The organism is Sphingobium sp. TB-6 (assembly GCF_012927365.1).
GTDB lineage: Bacteria > Pseudomonadota > Alphaproteobacteria > Sphingomonadales > Sphingomonadaceae > Sphingobium.
This window is the reverse complement of the sequence record NZ_JABBGL010000014.1, coordinates 97,612-113,130: the sequence shown is the minus strand read 5'-3', so window position 1 is coordinate 113,130 and position 15,519 is coordinate 97,612. Positions and strand designations below refer to the sequence as shown.

The window sequence follows — 15,519 nt, the reverse complement described above, 5'->3', positions numbered from 1 at the left end:
AAATGCCGCCGCGCGAGTGGAACATGGCGAAGGCGCAATTTGCCGTTCTCTTCGGCGAACGCTTCATCAGGGCCATGACGGCCTGATGGTCAACCGCCTCGCCGCACACGAAATTCCTGACAGCCCCCCTTGGTCGCTCGCGCGGTGGTTTGAGCACCAAGATCCACATGGCCGTGCGCGGGCTTGGCTGCCCGGTGTGGTTCCTATTATCCGCCGGACAGAAGGGCGATGCGCCGCAAGCTGCCAATCTTATCGAAGACCTGCCTGCCAGGGTCGTCATGGCCGACACCTCCTGTGACAGCGATGCCTTGCGGCAGGTGATCGCCAACAAAGACGCAATCGCCGTCATCCCCAACAATCCATCCCGCACATTTAAGTATTCGCTCGACAAACATCTCTATGCCCAGCGCCATCTCGTCGAATGCTGCTTCTCAAAGCTCAAGCAATTCCGTCGTGTCGCGACACGCTTCGAAAAACCGCCAGAAACTACCGCGCCGTCATCACTCTCGCCGCCATCGTCCTCCGGCTACGATAAGTGTCCACACCACCTAGCTAGGGCGTTGCACGGATTTTATGTCGCATCGATGATGCTTTGTCCGAGAAAGCTGCCTACGGCCATCTTGAGTGCCATCCGGATTTAGAACTAGGCTGCGAATATGTCCTTCGGCCTAACGCGACTGCAGCGCGATGGCTAAGGTTGACATGAGGTGCACCGACCCGCGGATGCGCTAATAAAGCGCGCGCGGAATGAGGCAGTTCATGCGGTTCCCATGCGGCGACGGCGCAGTCTCACGATATGCTTAGCCATTGGAGCCTGAGTCACCGAAGCGACATAAGGTTTCAACGATGAAAGTCCCGATCTTCAATAACATATATTACTAGGAGGTCTGTGTTGCAGGATAATGATGGACGGCAAGCTCCCCCTACGACAGCGCTGATAAGCGAAGGGGTTGTCAAGGTTCCTGCATTTGACCTACCGCCCTCGGCTGCGCTGAGCGAAGCCGCCCGGCTGGCGCAATCCATGGGTAGGCCGTCAGCCGGTGCCCCGGTGATTCCACGCCTTAGCGAAATCAACTCGGAAGAGGCCTTCGAGGAGGCCGTCCTAGCCTTCCGCAGCAAACTGGATACAGGCCTTGCACAGGCTCTGTCCGAATCCATTCATACCGTTTACCCCGTGCGGATCGAACAGCGCTCTATCCGTGGCGTGCTCGTTGAAATCTTCACTCCCACCGGCCCGCACGTACAAGATCAGATCCTCATAAATCTGCACGGGGGCGCTTTCTGCGCTGGCGCAAAGTATATCGGCCGGGTCGAATCCATCCCCGTTTGCCACCTTGGTGGGTGGAAGATCATTTCCGTAGACTATAGACAGGGATTTGAGCATAAATTTCCCGCTGCTAGCGAAGACGTCGCAGCAGTCTATTCCGAACTGCTAAAAACATACCCTGCTCGTCATATCGGTATATTCGGCGGCTCGGCGGGCGGCACGATCGCATCTCAGACGATTGCATGGCTGATCGAGCACGAACAGCCCGCACCGGGAGCTCTTGGCATCTTCGGAGCCGGAACAGGCGGTATTGGCGACTCCGCCTATTTCGCGGCGATCAGTTCAGGCCAAACGCCGCCCTTCGATCTGTTCACTGACCTTATGGGAGGCAAGGTCGGCTATTTTTCAGATGTTCGGGCAGACGACTACCTGGTCAATCCCAATATCGCGCCAGAAGCTTTTCGTGCACAATATCCTCCCACTCTTCTGATTACGGGTACGCGAGCTTCCGACATGAGTCCAGCCATAGCCGCTCACCGTGCGCTCGTCGCCGCGGGCGTGGACGCATCCCTCCACGTGTTTGATGGGTTGGGACATTGCTTCTACTATAATATCTCTTTGCCGGAAGCACAGGATGCTTACGCGACAATGATACGATTTTATCGCAACAAGCTCGGTAGTTAATTTTATTATTACTTCTCTTAAAACCCCCATCCACATCTCGTCGTACGCCTGATTCCGTTCGACTCATGGTGATTGCCTGAAGGGATCCAATTGGACTATTCTTTTATTGATTGCGGGGTTTGACCATGCCGCGTGAGCGATGTCTTCATAAACAGCTTTTCTATGAAGCAGATTCGGTAGCTCGTCGGTCGAAATCCGTTGGTCGTCACCAAGTTTAAAGCCACCGTTGATAGCCATGCCCCGGACAGAAAAACACCCCAACCAGCTATTGCTGATTGGGGTGTGATCTCGATCGGTGCTTTAAAAAGCCCGGTGATCAGGCCGTTTGGGGCGTAGCCGCTTTGGGGGCAGGCTTCGCAGCCGGTTTTTTCTTGGCGGTCTTGGCAGGCGTTGCAGGCTTGTCACCAGCCGCTGCCTTGTCGGCAGGCTTAACCCCTGCCGGAGCTGCATCCTTTTTAGGAGCGGCCGGCGTGGCGATCGACAGGCGCTTGCGCGACGCTGCTGCCTTTGCTGTCGGAGCCTTGGCAGGAGCGGTTTTGGCAGCAGGGGCCTTGGCCTCCACGGGCTTCGCGGCAGGAGCCTTCGCTTCGGCCTGTTTTGCTTTTGCTGCTGGGGTCTTGGTGTCGGCAGCCTTGGCAGGCGCTTTTGCTGCAGCGGGTTTCCCAGCAGGCGCCGGCTTGGTCACGGCAGGCTTCGGAGCCACCGGCGCGGCCGCTGGTTCGGGCGCCTTCCTGGCGTTCACCGGCTTGCGGCCAAGACCCAGCTTGGTGGCGACTGCGCGCCGCGCTTCCGAATAGTTGGGCGCGACCAGCGGATAGGATTTCGGCAGGCCATAGCGTTCGCGATAATCATTGGGCGTTAGGCCATGGCTAGCGAGATGGCGCTTCAGTGTCTTGTAGGGCTTGCCGTCGATCATGCTCAGAATATGATCGGGCGAGGACAAGCTTTTGCGCACGGAAACGGCGGGCGTGTAAGTCGGCGCCGATGCCTCGGCGGGCTTTGCAGCCAGATCATCAGTCAAGGCCAGGCGCGTGGTTCGAATGAGCTCGGCAAGACCTTCGCTCCCGACATTATTGTTGGAGACAAAGGCGCTCACCAGCTGAACAGTGAGCGTCGTGATGTCAGGCTGGTTGTTTTCAGACATTGGCCCCGCTTCCCATCTTTGAGTAATAGAAACGGCCTTTTGCGCGGTTTTGCGTGAAATGTAAATCCGAAACAATTGAAACAGCGCTATTCAGTGCTTTTGTAAAGGAACAAACAACCTTGTTGTTTCGAGATGGCACAGAGGCTGGCCACCAAACTCGCTTCTACCAGCCGTCGGCTTTCCCGCGGGAATTCGACAGTTCCGGCCCGCTGACGCGATGGTTTGCGCGGGAAAATGCGGGCTGCGGACTATATTCGTTTTCGGCATGATAATGCTGAAACCGAACATGCGGATATTTTGATGTCATGAGATCTATTCCTGCCCAATGCATCCGGTCGGGCGAAAAAAAAGGCCGATCTTTCGACCGGCCTATTGAGTTTAGGAGAGGATGCCTGAAAGGCACCCGCCAAATGGCGGTCCGAGCCCTTTATGGCAAATGCGAAGCGCGGCGATGTGATTGCGTCCGATGCAATCCGGTGCATTCAACCGGCATCGTGCGCCATTGCGGCGCCGCGAGAGCGCAGCCTTCAGGGCGACTTGGCAGGGCTCCACACATGACGCCGGGCTTCACCCAGTCTGTCGCGGCGGCAAAGATCAGGGGCTTTTGATGAGGGGAGTGGCAGGCTCCATCCTGCCGTGATGGCGCGCGCCCCGCCCAAGCGGCAGGGGCGCGCCATTCGATCAAGAAAGGATCTCGCCTAGTCGTCCAGGTCGATCCTTCCGATCTTTTCATCGGCGGCCGATCGCGGCCGCCGAAGATCGGCTTAGCCGTTCAACTGGTCCTTCACGGCCTTCGCCGGGGTGAAGGTCAGCTTCTTGGAAGCGGCGATCTGGATCACGGCGCCGGTCGAAGGATTGCGGCCTTCGCGAGCGGGCTGGTCCTTGACCTTGAACTTGCCAAATCCGTTCAGCGAAACTTCGTCGCCCTTCGCGGCGGCACCGGCGATCGCGGCGAAAACGCCGTCGACATATTTGCGCGCGTCGGCCTTGGTCAGGCCATGATCGGCGGCCAGTGCTTCGGCGAGTTCAGTATTGTTCATGATGATCTCCCTTTCGTGGACGGATGGTCTTAACCTGTCTCTTCGCGCTCAACTAGTCCCTTTGCGACCGGATATCAGCGAAAATCAGCGTTAAAATCGCGTCATTCCGGCTTTTTGGCTCTGAATCGGGGGCGGTCGGCGTCGTTCGGGCGCTTTCCCTCCCGGATCGCGACTCTGTCGCCCGATTTGCGCGGGTCCAGGCAAGGGGCTGTTTTCGTCCTCTTAGAACCCCGGCCGGGGGATGTTGGTCCGGTTTCGCCAAAATGGGCGCAATTGTCGCGGCGGGCTGTCGCCGTCCGGTTGCCCGGCGACCGGAAAATGCCTGCTTTCGTCTTTTACGAAAGCTTGCGAATATCACCGATCCGGTCCCGGTTGCAGGTGAAGGCCGCGCCATTTTCTCCCATCCTTCCTTCCTTCAGGGCGGCCGCTTCGGCGTCCAAGGTGGCATGGGACGATGTGGCAGCAGATCATGGCGGGGATGACGCTGCGCAGGCGCGCTGCGCGGGGGATTGCGATTGGCCTGGGCCTGATGCTGGCGGCCCCGGCGCTGGCGCAGGATGGGCCGGGGCAAACGGGCACGGCGCCGATCATCGAGCGTGACCGCACGGATCGGCTGGAGCCGCAAATCGCGCCCCCGCCTGCTGCTGCACCCCGTCCGGCGCCGTCGATTGAGGTCGCGCCTGCGGGGGCGTCCGCCAGTTTCGCCGTGCTGACCCGGCTCCATTATAGCGGAACGACGCTGCCCGCCGCGCGGCTGGATGCCGCCACGGCATCCTATATTGGCCGGCCCCTGAGCGGCGAGACGCTGCAAGCGATCGCCAATGCGATCAGTGCCGTTTACGCAAAGAGCGACATTGCCTTCTATTCCGTCTCCATCCCCTCGCAGGTGCCCATCGGTGGCGCCCTGACTATCCGGCTGGTGGAGGGTCGGGTGAGGGATTATCGGCTGGCGGGCATGTCGCCCAGCATGCCGGCCGGCCTGATCGCCGCGCATATGCGCCGTCTGATGCACGATGCGCCGCTGCGCAGGAGCAGGCTGGAACGGACGCTGTCCCTGCTGCGCGACATTCCAGGGCAGACGGTCGATGCCCGGCTTCGGCAGTCGGGCGCGCCGGGCGACCTTCTGATCGACCTGATCGTCAAGCGCAAGCAAGTGCAGGTCGGGCTGACGATCGATAATAGCGGTGTCAGCAATGTCGTGGATGGCGTGCAGGCGCAGATGTCCGTCACGGTCAACGGCCTGGCGCGGGAAGGTGACAGCACACGAATGTCCGGTTATCTGCCCCTCTATCCCGACCGCTATCAATATTATTCGCTCAGCCACAGCACGCCGATCGGCAGCAATGGCCTGACGCTGAGCGCGCAGGCCGCGCATGTGCAGACCCGATCACGCGACAGCAGGACGAAGGGCGAAGCGACACTGGCCGGGCTGACGTTAAGCTATCCCATCTTGCGGTCGGCCAAGTCCAATCTATCGGTCACGGCGTCAGTCGACGGCATCGACAGCGACAATTATTTTCTCGACATCCGCTTTGGCGATTACCGGTCGAGGGCGTTGCGTCTGGGCGCATCCTGGTCCCGCGCCGATGCGACGAGCGGTTATGCGCTTTCGGCGGTGGTCAGCCGGGGGCTGAATGCGCTGGGCGCCAGACCCTTTGCCGGCTTTTCCGAAACAGGCTTTACCAAGATCAATGTTCAGGCCATCGCAGTGAAGGGGATCAGCCGGAAACTCAGCCTCAGGACTTCGGTCAAAGGACAATATTCGAAAGACGATTTGCCTGTAACGGAACGCTTCCCGCTTGGCGGCCGGGGCGCGGGCATGGCCTTCCGCACCGGAACGCTGACGGCGGAACAGGCGGTCGCGGGCAGCGCGGAACTCACATGGTCGCTGCCCGCCCGATCGCCGTTGCTGAAGGCGAGCGCGCTGTTCATTGCCGTCGACGGCGCGCTGGCGCACGGCACGGCGCGGCCCGTCTATCGTCTCGCGGCGCAGGACTATAGTCTCGCATCGGCAGGTGGCGGGGTACGGCTGGGCCTCGGGCCGAAATGGCGCGTCAGCGCGGAGGTGGCCGTGCCGGTGAAGCGACCCGATCCGGCCTATAGCCGCAAGGCACGTTTTTTCTTCGGGGTAGGGCGGGCGTTTTGATCCGCCTTTTTGCGAATACGCAAAAACACATGCGCAGGAAGTAAGACGATGAACAATGTGTGGGAGGTTTGGCCGTCAGCGCTGACCGGAGCGGAATGCGACGCGATCGTCAAGCGAGCGGCGCTTTATACGCCGGAAAGCGCGACCGTTGGCTTCGCGCAGGGCGCGCGCAGCGATCATGCCTATCGGTCCTCCACCATAAGCTGGCTAGATGTTCACCGCGACAAGGATATCGTCGACCGCCTGATGCAGTTCATCCATTCGTCCAACCGCACCAATTTCGGGATCGACATCGCAGGGCTCTTTGACCTGCAATATACCGAATATCATGGCCGGGCGCAGGGCAAATATGACTGGCATCAGGATGTCTGGCTGGAATCCTCTCGCCCCTTCGACCGCAAGCTGTCGGTGGTGGTGCAATTGTCCGATCCGGAGGACTATGAGGGCGGGGCATTCGAATTTTTCGGTCTTCAGCAGCCGGGCGTGAATTTCGCGCCGCGGGGCAGCATGTTGATCTTCCCATCCTTCCTCCAGCATCGCGTCCTGCCCGTGACCAAAGGCGTACGGCGCAGCCTGGTGAGCTGGGTCGAAGGGCCAAGATGGCGATGAGCTGCCGCTGACGGCCTGATCACTCGCTCTCCCCTGTCATTTTGATGGACCAACCCGGTTGCCGGCTGAATGCGGCGACCGGAATGCTGGCGCGCGGTCCGATGCGCCTATGCGGTCTTCTTGAGCATATCCGGCTAAGCGGCGCTCTATTGAGAGACCGGCCGATGTTCGATTGCGGCATAGTCGCAGCGCGCCGTCTATGCCCGCGCCGGGTCCAAGACTGGCGATAGGTGCTTCCACAATAGCGATTACGTCCACCTCGACGAAATCGAATGAGAATGAACCATTCCGGAAGAAAATAGATGAGGGTCGACTTGCTTGTCCAACGGCTCATTTTGCGAATGTGGAGTCTTTGGGAAGGCCAAAAAATGAGATGTCGTCGGGAAGATCCTTATGCCGTAACCGGCTTTGCGCATATGGTGGTGTCTTGTTGCGCGCTCTGATGGAACGGATTTGGAATTGGGAATATATTCCAACCAGACCGGTTTCTTCTTGACGAGGCGATAAGGACTGTCCGGCTTAACTTGCCCCCTGTTGCGATCTGCTCGCAGAAAAACAGGGAGTCTTGCAATGCCACGTTATGGATCGGTCCGATCGGGAAGGCACTATTTGTTGTGCGCCACGGCGATACCTCTTCTTTTGCTCAGTGCCTGTGCCGATGGAGTGGGGTTTGACATAGGAGCGGGGGGTGGGGGCCAGTCCCCGTCCGGCCCGTCCGGCCCGTCCAGCCCCAGCGGACCCACCGGCCCGACCAACCCCTCCGGTCCGAGTGGTCCCACTGGCCCCAGCGGTCCAACCGGGCCTGCCGGTCCTTCTGGGCCTTCTGGTCCCGGCGGTCCGACTGGTCCCTCCAGCCCGACGGGCCCCGCTGGTCCTACAGGTCCCGGTGGTCCGACCGGACCGGGCGGTCCTACTGGTCCTGCCGGCCCGACAGGCCCTGGTGGTCCCAGCGGACCCACAGGGCCGACCAACCCCTCCGGCCCGACCGGCCCCACGGCCAGCGGATCGATCATTGGAGCGTCCGTAGGCAATCTGCCTGTCGTTGGTCCCACCGGCACTGGCTCGCTGATCGGCGTCAATGTGCTGCCGGGTGAAACGCCCGCGACGGGCAGCGTGGCGACGGTCGATCTGCTGACGGGGGATGGCACGGTTGCGCAGGTCGCTCTGCCGACCACCCCCCAAAGCGTGCAGCAGGGTCTGGCGCCCGTGGGCACTCTTGCCGGAACCGTGCTCAGCGCCCCGGCCGGGGGGGCTGTGACGCAACTCACCGATGGTCTTTCACCGACGGTGGCGGCTGTCACCTCCGCCGTTGGCCAGCTCGCCACGCCGCTGCTTGGGACGGTCAACGGGGCGCTGTCGCCCGTCACCGATCCGCTGGTTGGTGACAATGGCGTCCTTGCCCCCGTGACCGGGTTGGTCGAAAATACGGTCGGTGGCCTGACGGGCGTGTTGGGCGGCGTTGGCGGAAATCCCTCCGCCGCACCGGGCGGGCCGCTCGTCGGCGCGAATGTCGGTGGCAATGCGCTGACCGGCCCCCCCACTGCCGATACGCTGGTCGGGGTCAATCTGCTGCCGTCCGAAGGCGGGGCGGTGGCCGGACAATTGGCAACGGTCGGTATCCTGTCGCAGGGCAATCTGGTCGATGTGGCCGTGCCGACGACGGCTTCCGGGGTCGAGGCTGGATTGCAGCGGGTCGGCAATCTCGCAGGCGGCATATTGGGACCGCAAGCTGGAACGACCGTCAACCAGGTTACTGGCGCAGTAGCTCCCGTGGTCGCGACCGTCACCAGCACGGTCGACAGCGTCGCCGCGCCGCTGCTCGACACCGTCAACAGCCTGGCCCCAACGCTGCCCGGAGGAGAGAACGGGGGGGCGCTCGCGCCGGTAACGGGCGTGGTCGATGGCTTGCTGGGCGCGGGACAGGGGACCGGCGATGCCCTTGCCCCCGTCACGGGCCTGTTGAACGGCGCTCTCACCCCGGCGACCGGATCGGGCCAGACGACCGCTCCTGTGACCGGCCTGCTCGGCGGACTGCTTGGAGGTAACTGACGCTGGCGCGCGGTCCGGCATGGTCCTCATGCATGGCGGACTGCGCGCCGACGATGCTCTCCCCCATTAGCCCCCGGGGGAAGGGCGGGGGCGAGGAGGCAGTGGGCGCACTGCCTCCTCAAACCTTCAAGCGCCAGGCCGGGAGGCTTTTGCGCACACGCAAAAATTTTCGCCAAAGGGGAATTCCATCTTGTCGAACCGTCTTTTTTCGATCCGTCGTTTGATCCAGAGTGTTGCCGCGCTGCTGTTGCTCGCTACTCAGCCCGCCATTGCCGGTCCCTATGCGCCCTATGCCGCAACGCCCGGCGAGGCAGTGGTCGGCGCGATGCTGGATGCGATGCCCGGCGCGGCCACCAGCGACCGTGCTGCCATGCTGGCGTCGATCGATGCCCTGCCGACGGCGACGGCGCGGGCCGATGCGCTGGGTCAGCTTTCGCCGCGCAGCTATTCCCTGCTGCCCCGCCTGTCGATCCAGTCGATGGACGCCGCCGACCGCGAGATCCGCTCCTGGCTTGCCGAGCGACGCAGCATCGCCATCGACGCGCCCGCCAGCGTTCCGGTGAGCGGCGACCGCACCATCACCATGATGCTGACCGGCGGCGTCAAGCAGGCGACATATAAAGGCAGCATCGACCGGCCGGAGGCGGAGTCTGACAGCCGGTCGCTGCGCTTCGCGATCGACGTGAAGCCGGTGCGCGGCCTGCTCGTCGGCGCGTCGCTGGGCATTGATGGCATTGATGCCCAACTCGATCCGGCGCAGCGCCCACGCATCAGCCAGTTCAACAGCATGATCGGTCCCTATGTCAGCTACAGCAACGGCCGTTTCTACGCCGATGCGACGGCATCCTATACGCTGTCCGAATATAAGTTGCGGCGCCAGATCGGCTGGCCCGGCTTTACCGGCCGGATGGTGGCGCCGGTCGATGGCGACGGCTGGGCTGCTTCGGGCGAGGCGGGCGCCATGGTCCGCGCAGGGGCGATCCGGATACAGCCCTTTGCCGGTCTGCATTACCGTTATGCCGATGTGAGCGGCTTTGTCGAAAATGGCGGCGCCGCCGCGCTGGAGGTGGCCGCGTTCCGCACCAAATCGTTGCGCGGCGCTCTAGGCGCGCGCGCCTCCGTCAATGTGGCGAAGGGCGGCTGGACGCTGCGCCCCTCGGTTGAGGCGCAATGGCAGCGCGAATTGCGCAGCCGGCCCGACAGCCGGATCGAGGCCCGCTTCGCCACTCGTGACTTGCCGATCTTCACGCTGCGCCCCACGCGGCTGGCGCGCGATGCGGGACTGGTCAATGCCGGGATCAGCGCAACCTGGAACAGCCGCACGTCCGTCCGCCTGGGTTATACGGGCGAGTTCAGCTCCGACCGCCACGTCCATGCCGCAACGCTGACAGTGGGCCGCCGCTTCTAGAGCATCGTGCGGAAAAGTGGGAACCGGTTTTCCGCTTAAAACGATGCGACAACAAGGAATTAGAGCGCGCGCCCTGCGTGCGATTTAGCGCAGCGCGCTCTAGGGAGGACAATGGATTGCTCCAAAACGAACCGGGTTTTCCGCCACAACCGCGCTTATCCGGCTATTGCGCACCCACGCTACGCAAAAAGGGAGTGATCCATGGCCCGCTTTATCCGCGACATATTGGCGACCCTGGCCCATGAGCCCGCCGCCAAAGCCCCCGCCGATGAGGAGCAACTGAGCCGTCTCGATGAACGACTGGCGCATTTTGCTGACAAGGGCGCGGGATCGCGGGGGGCGATTTCGGTCCAGCCGGACGAATGTTCGGTCTGGGACGGCAATCCGCGTGACCAGCCGGGGCTGACCGCCGATAGCTGTCGCTCGCTGATCGATTCCATCGCCAGCGAGGGCGGCAACCGCATCCCCGTTCTGGTGCGTCTCAATCCGCCGGGTTCGGACCGGCCCTATCAGCTTCTGGTCGGCAGCCGCCGCCGTTTCGCGGTGGACTGGCTCAACCATAATGGGCGGCCGGAATTGCGGCTGGCGGCTTTGGTCGTCGACCTGTCCGACGAGGAAGCCTTCCGCCTGGCCGATATCGAAAATCGCGAGCGGGCGGACATCAGCGAACTGGACCGGGCGCGCAGTTATCAGCATGCGGTCGACCGTTTCTATGGCGGGGTGCAGTCGCGCATGGCTGAGGCGCTGAATCTGTCGAACAGCCAGTTGAGCCGCTTGCTCGCTTTGGCGCAATTGCCCGAGGAGGTGGTCAATGCCTTCGCCACCAAGGACGAATTGCGGGTGCGCTATTCGGAACTGCTGACCCCGCTTTTGCGCCGCCACGACCAGCGCGGGCGGATGATTGCCGAAGCGCAACTGATCGGGGAGCAGCAGCAGACGCTCGCCCGCGAAGGCGATCGCATGATCTCGCCTGCCACGGTGCTGGCGCGGCTGCGCGAAGCCGCCATGCCCCAAGCGCCGGAGGAAGCCCGCGACATTGCGATCATCGCGGGCGGTGCGCGCATCGGCCGCGCCAAGCCCGGCCGCAGCGGCGCCCTGACGATCGACCTCAGCATATCGGAGGATGCCGATCTGGACGAGTTGCTGGCCCGGCTGCGTGAAACCATCGTCGCGGTACGCGCTGCTCCGATGGTGGCCTAGGCTGCGCCGATAGCAGGGCTAAGGTGCCGACTACCGGGCGAGGTGGGCAGACTTTGCGTACACGCAAAATCGATGAGGCTTCATCCTCAAGGATTGGAACGGGACGGGGCGGCGGCGTCCTACTGACCATAGGTGGCAGCAAGATAAGCGGCGATGCGTGCCGCATCAGCCGGTTCGATCGGCGCGCCATAGACCTTGACCATCTTGGTTACGCTGTCGTTCCAGAACTGCGCACCCTTGCCGCGAGGCTGGCTGGTTACATAGTCCAGCGAATGACAGGCAGAGCAAGTCGCTGCCGTCAATTCCACATCGGGACCGGGCAGCAGGGTGATCGGCCGCTCGTCAGGCAGGCGATAGCCCGCTGCGGCCGCGCCGGTGGCAAAGAGCAGGGCGATGGGGAGCAGCGCTTTCATAGGGCGACGATCTCCACGGCTTCGACGACGTTGCGCATATAGCCGGCGGGTTGCCAGCGGGGCTCCAGCGGCTGGACCTCTCCCGACCGGCTGGTGGCGCGGACCAGAATGTGGTGGCGGCCGGGCGGCAGGCTTTGCGACAATTGCCAGGGGCGGAAGCTGTAACGGCCCAGATCCTCGCCCAGTGCCGCCTGCTGCCAGCTTTGGCCGCCATCGGACGATATGTCGACGCGTGCAATCCCTGTCCCGCCGTCGAAGGCGATGCCCGACAGCAACATCGGTCTTCCCGCGGCGATCTGCGCGTTGGGCGCATGGCTGGTGAGAAAGGAGCGAATGTTGAGGCGGCCGATCGGACGGGTCTTGTCGGGCTTGCCGCCGGGCGTCACGCAAGCACAGTCATTGTCGGGAATACGATAGGCCGTCTTCATCCAATAGCCGTCATAAGCCGCATCGACGACGTTGATCTCATTCAGATGCTTGACCCAATAGGTGCCGTAATGCCCCGGCACGACCAATCGCAGCGGATAGCCGTTGAGAAAGGGCAGGTCGGCACCGTTCATCGCCCAGGCGACCATCACCTCGCCGTCGCGGGCATGGTCGATATCCAGCGCCTTGATGAAATCGGGAACGCCCTCAGCTTGGGGATTGTCGAGGCCGTTGAAGGTCACTTGCCGGGCGCCCGCCCGAACGCCTGCTCGATCGAGCAGAGCGCGCAGCGGAACGCCGCGCCAGCGGGCATTGCCCATCGCGCCATTGCCAAGCTGGCCACCGCCGACCCGCGGTTCGAAAAAGCCGCGTCCATTGCCGGAACATTGGTTGACCGCGACGATTTCCTGGACCGGGAAGTCGCGCTTCAATTCCGTGAGCGAGAGGGAGAGCGGCCTGTCGACATGTCCCCCGATCGCAAGCCGGAACTGCCGCGCATCGATGGCGAGCGGCAGGTCCGAAAGATGATAGCGGACGAAAAAGGCGTCATTGGGCGTGATCGGCCCTTCGTTGAACAGCGCCAAAGGCGTCTCGAGCTGTGGTGGCCGGGTGGTGAGACGGATGAGCGGACGCTTTTGCGGATAGCGGACAAGGTGACGCTCGCCATTGGCGAAGGGCAGGGTGATGTGCCCTTCGTTCGCCCGGCTCCAAAGGGATGTCGGCCATAACGCGCCCGCCATGGCCGTGATGAGTCCGCGCCGGTTAATGCTTTCCATGCTTCGTCCTCCCATTATGGCTGTCCGGTCGTGGACCAACTTTCCTGCTGACGATCGAAAGCCGGCGATATGGTGCGCAGGCTGGCCTCGTCTCTTTTTGCGCCTATCGAATTTGACGGATCGTCGGGGCGGGCGCTTCGACGATGCTTCCCGGCGGGACATCCTGCCGGAGCCAGAGATTGCCGCCGATGCGGGAGCCCGCGCCGATCTTCACCCGCCCGATGACGCTGGCATTGGCGTGGATGACGACATCGTCTTCGATGATGGGATGCCGCAAAATATCGCGGCGGCCCTCGACATCCGGATCGCCGCCAAGCGTGACGCCCTGATAGAGCCGCACCCAGTCCCCGATGATCGTCGTTTCCCCGATCACGACGCCCGTTCCATGATCGATGAAGAAGCTGCGGCCAATGGTCGCGCCGGGATGGATGTCGATCCCCGTGCGTTCATGCGCAATCTCCGCGATGACCCGGGCCACAAGCGGCGCGCCCAATGTGTAGAGAAGATGGGCGATGCGATGATGGATCACGGCGGTCAGCGACGGATAGGCGAGCAGCACTTCATCCACGCTGCGCGCAGCGGGATCGGCGGCGTAGCCCGCCTCCACATCGGTATCGAGCAGGCGGCGGATGGCCGGCAGCCGGGCGGCGAATATGCCGATCGCCCGATCGACGTCGATCGCAATGGCCTGCTGATCGCTGTCGGGTTGGTGATAGCCGCGTTCCAGCCTGATCTGCGCGGCGAGCTGCGACAGCGTGGATTCCAGAGCGGCCGCCACATAATTATTCTCATTCTGGGCGGTCAGTTCCGGCGGGCCGAAACGCAGCGGGAAAAGGGCGATCGCCAACTCGCGGGAGATGCGTTGAAGCGCCTGGCGTGAAGGAAAATAGACGCCCTGTTCGGCGTGGCGCGCATGCCCGGCGCGCCAGTCCAGCCGCGCCTGAAGCAGCCCCTCGACGACGAGGTCGATCTGCCGGGGGAATTCGATGCCTTTGTCGGACGGTGCATGTTCGAATGTAATGTTCATTTTGCTTCCGGATGAAAACCCAAGGCAGCCTATATCTACTATTAAGATAGTAAAAAGGAGAGGGTTTATCCATTGTCGGGTGAAGCTCTGGTTTCAGCCGCTATTTCCAGGAGCCGGTCGAGTCAGGCGACGGCAATTTTCCGCCCAAGGCATCGTCCAGCGGCAGCAGAATGTTCTGGAAGCGGGGCGCCCGCTCCTCGCCGGATATGCCGATGTGTCAGCTTTCCAGGAAAGAGAGGATCACCCCCGCCAGCGCCTCAGGCGCTTCCAGCGGCGCGAGGTGCGCGGCCTCCAGCAATATATGTGTCGCGCCGGGGATGCGCGCGACCAGATGTTCGCCATGGCCAGCGAACGGCGTCGATGTATCGCGGGCGCCGGTGACGACGCGCGTGGGGCAGGCAATTCCCGCGATCCGATCGGCCAGATCCATGTCGCGGATCGCCGCGCCGCATCCGGCATAGCCTTGCGGGTCCATGGCGATGAGTTGGCGGCGCACGGCCTCGAAAACGGCTGGTTCGGCGGCATCGGACAGGAAACGCCCCATGGCAAGGTCGGCGATGGCGGCCATGCCCTCGCCCCTCACCTTGGCGATACGGTCGTTCCAGGATGCGCCGTCCATCGTCGCCGAGGTGCAGATGGGCAGCAGCTTCTCGATCCGGCCGGGCGCCCCTAGGGCGAGTTCCATCCCGACCATGCCGCCCAGAGACACGCCCGCAAGCGAGAAACGATCAAGGCCGACGGCATCGGCAACCGCCAGTACATCGTCTGCCAGCATCGCCAGCGAATAATCGCCCGGATCGGCGGTGGATGCGCCATGGCCACGCGTGTCGATCCGCAACAAGGCGAAGCGGCTCCGCAGATGGGGCAGCAGCGCGTCCCAGAGGTCCATGTCGGTCCCGATCGAATTGAGCAGGATGAGCGCAGGAGCATCGTCGCGTCCGTCAACTTTCCAATAGAGGCGGGCGTCCGGGCGTTGGGTGAAGGCCATGCTCAGTCCTCCGGCGCGATAGCGACGCGCAGGCCATCCAGCGCGGCGGTCATCATGATTTGGCATGACAGGCGTGATCGCGCCATGCGGTGACCGGAGGAGTCGAGCAGATCGTCCTCGTCGCCGCTGGCCGCGCCGACCGCGCCGCTCCAGACCTCATCCACGAATCTATGGCAGGTGGCGCAGGAACAGCAGCCGCCGCATGGAGCCAGCAGTTCATCGAAGCCATTGTCGCGAATGGCTTCCATCACGGAGACGCCCTCGCGGGCATCGATGCTCGTTTCGTCGCCCGAGCGGTTGATGACGATCAGTTTTGGCACTTCCTATATTCCCGTCTCACTA

At 62.7% G+C, this 15,519-nt stretch carries 13 protein-coding genes and 1 pseudogene; 7 read left to right on the top strand and 7 right to left on the bottom strand.

Going from position 1 to position 15,519, the window contains the following annotated elements:
- Nucleotides 1-128 precede the first annotated feature (128 nt).
- Both HHL26_RS17775 and HHL26_RS17770 read left to right on the top strand, forming a co-directional pair.
- Nucleotides 129-535: pseudogene (locus tag HHL26_RS17775) on the top strand (IS5 family transposase); the annotation flags it as partial.
- A 357-nt stretch (nt 536-892) separates the two neighbouring features.
- Nucleotides 893-1,951 (top strand): alpha/beta hydrolase fold domain-containing protein, encoded by a 1,059-nt coding sequence (locus tag HHL26_RS17770; RefSeq protein WP_169576338.1) that lies wholly within the window; start codon nt 893-895, stop codon nt 1,949-1,951.
- 316 nt (nt 1,952-2,267) lie between these two features.
- Here the strand turns inward: HHL26_RS17770 and HHL26_RS17765 are convergent, their stop codons facing one another.
- Together HHL26_RS17765 and HHL26_RS17760 are read right to left on the bottom strand one after the other, a co-directional pair.
- Nucleotides 2,268-3,095: a MucR family transcriptional regulator gene (locus tag HHL26_RS17765; RefSeq protein ID WP_169576337.1), complete on the bottom strand. Its 828-nt coding sequence runs from the start codon at nt 3,093-3,095 to the stop codon at nt 2,268-2,270.
- 764 nt (nt 3,096-3,859) lie between these two features.
- Nucleotides 3,860-4,135, bottom strand: coding sequence for an HU family DNA-binding protein (locus HHL26_RS17760; protein WP_013849042.1), 276 nt, complete (start codon nt 4,133-4,135; stop codon nt 3,860-3,862).
- A gap of 454 nt (nt 4,136-4,589) precedes the next feature.
- On the opposite strand from HHL26_RS17760, the gene HHL26_RS17755 reads away from it, so the two are divergent.
- The 5 genes from HHL26_RS17755 (at nt 4,590) to HHL26_RS17730 (ending at nt 11,547) form a co-directional block, all read left to right on the top strand.
- Nucleotides 4,590-6,281, top strand: coding sequence for a ShlB/FhaC/HecB family hemolysin secretion/activation protein (locus HHL26_RS17755; RefSeq protein WP_240962495.1), 1,692 nt, complete (start codon nt 4,590-4,592; stop codon nt 6,279-6,281).
- Nucleotides 6,282-6,329: 48 nt separating this feature from the next.
- Entirely contained in the window at nt 6,330-6,890 is a 561-nt protein-coding gene (locus tag HHL26_RS17750; RefSeq protein ID WP_169576336.1) for a 2OG-Fe(II) oxygenase, read from the top strand.
- Between the two features lie 1,080 nt (nt 6,891-7,970).
- The gene (locus HHL26_RS17740; protein ID WP_346765598.1) at nt 7,971-8,939 is read left to right on the top strand and encodes a hypothetical protein; all 969 of its coding nucleotides are present in this window, start codon (nt 7,971-7,973) and stop codon (nt 8,937-8,939) included.
- A gap of 190 nt (nt 8,940-9,129) precedes the next feature.
- Nucleotides 9,130-10,347, top strand: coding sequence for an autotransporter outer membrane beta-barrel domain-containing protein (locus HHL26_RS17735; RefSeq protein ID WP_169576334.1), 1,218 nt, complete (start codon nt 9,130-9,132; stop codon nt 10,345-10,347).
- Nucleotides 10,348-10,548: 201 nt separating this feature from the next.
- Complete coding sequence (locus HHL26_RS17730) at nt 10,549-11,547, top strand: ParB/RepB/Spo0J family partition protein (RefSeq protein WP_169576332.1); 999 nt, start codon at nt 10,549-10,551, stop codon at nt 11,545-11,547.
- A gap of 119 nt (nt 11,548-11,666) precedes the next feature.
- On the opposite strand, the gene HHL26_RS17725 is transcribed toward HHL26_RS17730, so the two are convergent.
- From HHL26_RS17725 to HHL26_RS17705, 5 genes are all read right to left on the bottom strand, one after another.
- The gene (locus HHL26_RS17725; RefSeq protein WP_169576331.1) at nt 11,667-11,960 is read right to left on the bottom strand and encodes a cytochrome C; all 294 of its coding nucleotides are present in this window, start codon (nt 11,958-11,960) and stop codon (nt 11,667-11,669) included.
- Nucleotides 11,957-13,162, bottom strand: a complete 1,206-nt coding sequence (locus tag HHL26_RS17720) for a molybdopterin-dependent oxidoreductase (protein WP_206377510.1) — start codon at nt 13,160-13,162, stop codon at nt 11,957-11,959. The genes HHL26_RS17725 and HHL26_RS17720 overlap by 4 nt, the downstream gene beginning before the upstream one ends.
- 103 nt (nt 13,163-13,265) lie before the next feature.
- The gene (gene epsC, locus HHL26_RS17715) at nt 13,266-14,189 is read right to left on the bottom strand and encodes a serine O-acetyltransferase EpsC (protein WP_169576328.1); all 924 of its coding nucleotides are present in this window, start codon (nt 14,187-14,189) and stop codon (nt 13,266-13,268) included.
- A gap of 217 nt (nt 14,190-14,406) precedes the next feature.
- A complete protein-coding gene (pcaD, locus tag HHL26_RS17710) occupies nt 14,407-15,177 on the bottom strand; it encodes a 3-oxoadipate enol-lactonase (protein ID WP_169576327.1) in 771 nt (256 codons plus the stop codon).
- 2 nt (nt 15,178-15,179) lie between these two features.
- Entirely contained in the window at nt 15,180-15,497 is a 318-nt protein-coding gene (locus HHL26_RS17705; RefSeq protein WP_169576325.1) for a ferredoxin, read from the bottom strand.
- Between the last annotated feature and the right edge of the window lie 22 nt (nt 15,498-15,519).

What these genes read in the sequence shown, in the direction of transcription:
- HHL26_RS17760 (WP_013849042.1), bottom strand. Translation starts at nt 4,135, where the DNA reads ATGAACAATACTGAACTCGCCGAAGCACTGGCCGCCGATCATGGCCTG.
- HHL26_RS17765 (WP_169576337.1), bottom strand. Translation starts at nt 3,095, where the DNA reads ATGTCTGAAAACAACCAGCCTGACATCACGACGCTCACTGTTCAGCTG.
- HHL26_RS17755 (WP_240962495.1), top strand. Translation starts at nt 4,590, where the DNA reads ATGTGGCAGCAGATCATGGCGGGGATGACGCTGCGCAGGCGCGCTGCG.
- HHL26_RS17720 (WP_206377510.1), bottom strand. Translation starts at nt 13,162, where the DNA reads ATGGAAAGCATTAACCGGCGCGGACTCATCACGGCCATGGCGGGCGCG.
- HHL26_RS17750 (WP_169576336.1), top strand. Translation starts at nt 6,330, where the DNA reads ATGAACAATGTGTGGGAGGTTTGGCCGTCAGCGCTGACCGGAGCGGAA.
- epsC (WP_169576328.1), bottom strand. Translation starts at nt 14,189, where the DNA reads ATGAACATTACATTCGAACATGCACCGTCCGACAAAGGCATCGAATTC.
- HHL26_RS17725 (WP_169576331.1), bottom strand. Translation starts at nt 11,960, where the DNA reads ATGAAAGCGCTGCTCCCCATCGCCCTGCTCTTTGCCACCGGCGCGGCC.
- HHL26_RS17730 (WP_169576332.1), top strand. Translation starts at nt 10,549, where the DNA reads ATGGCCCGCTTTATCCGCGACATATTGGCGACCCTGGCCCATGAGCCC.
- pcaD (WP_169576327.1), bottom strand. Translation starts at nt 15,177, where the DNA reads ATGGCCTTCACCCAACGCCCGGACGCCCGCCTCTATTGGAAAGTTGAC.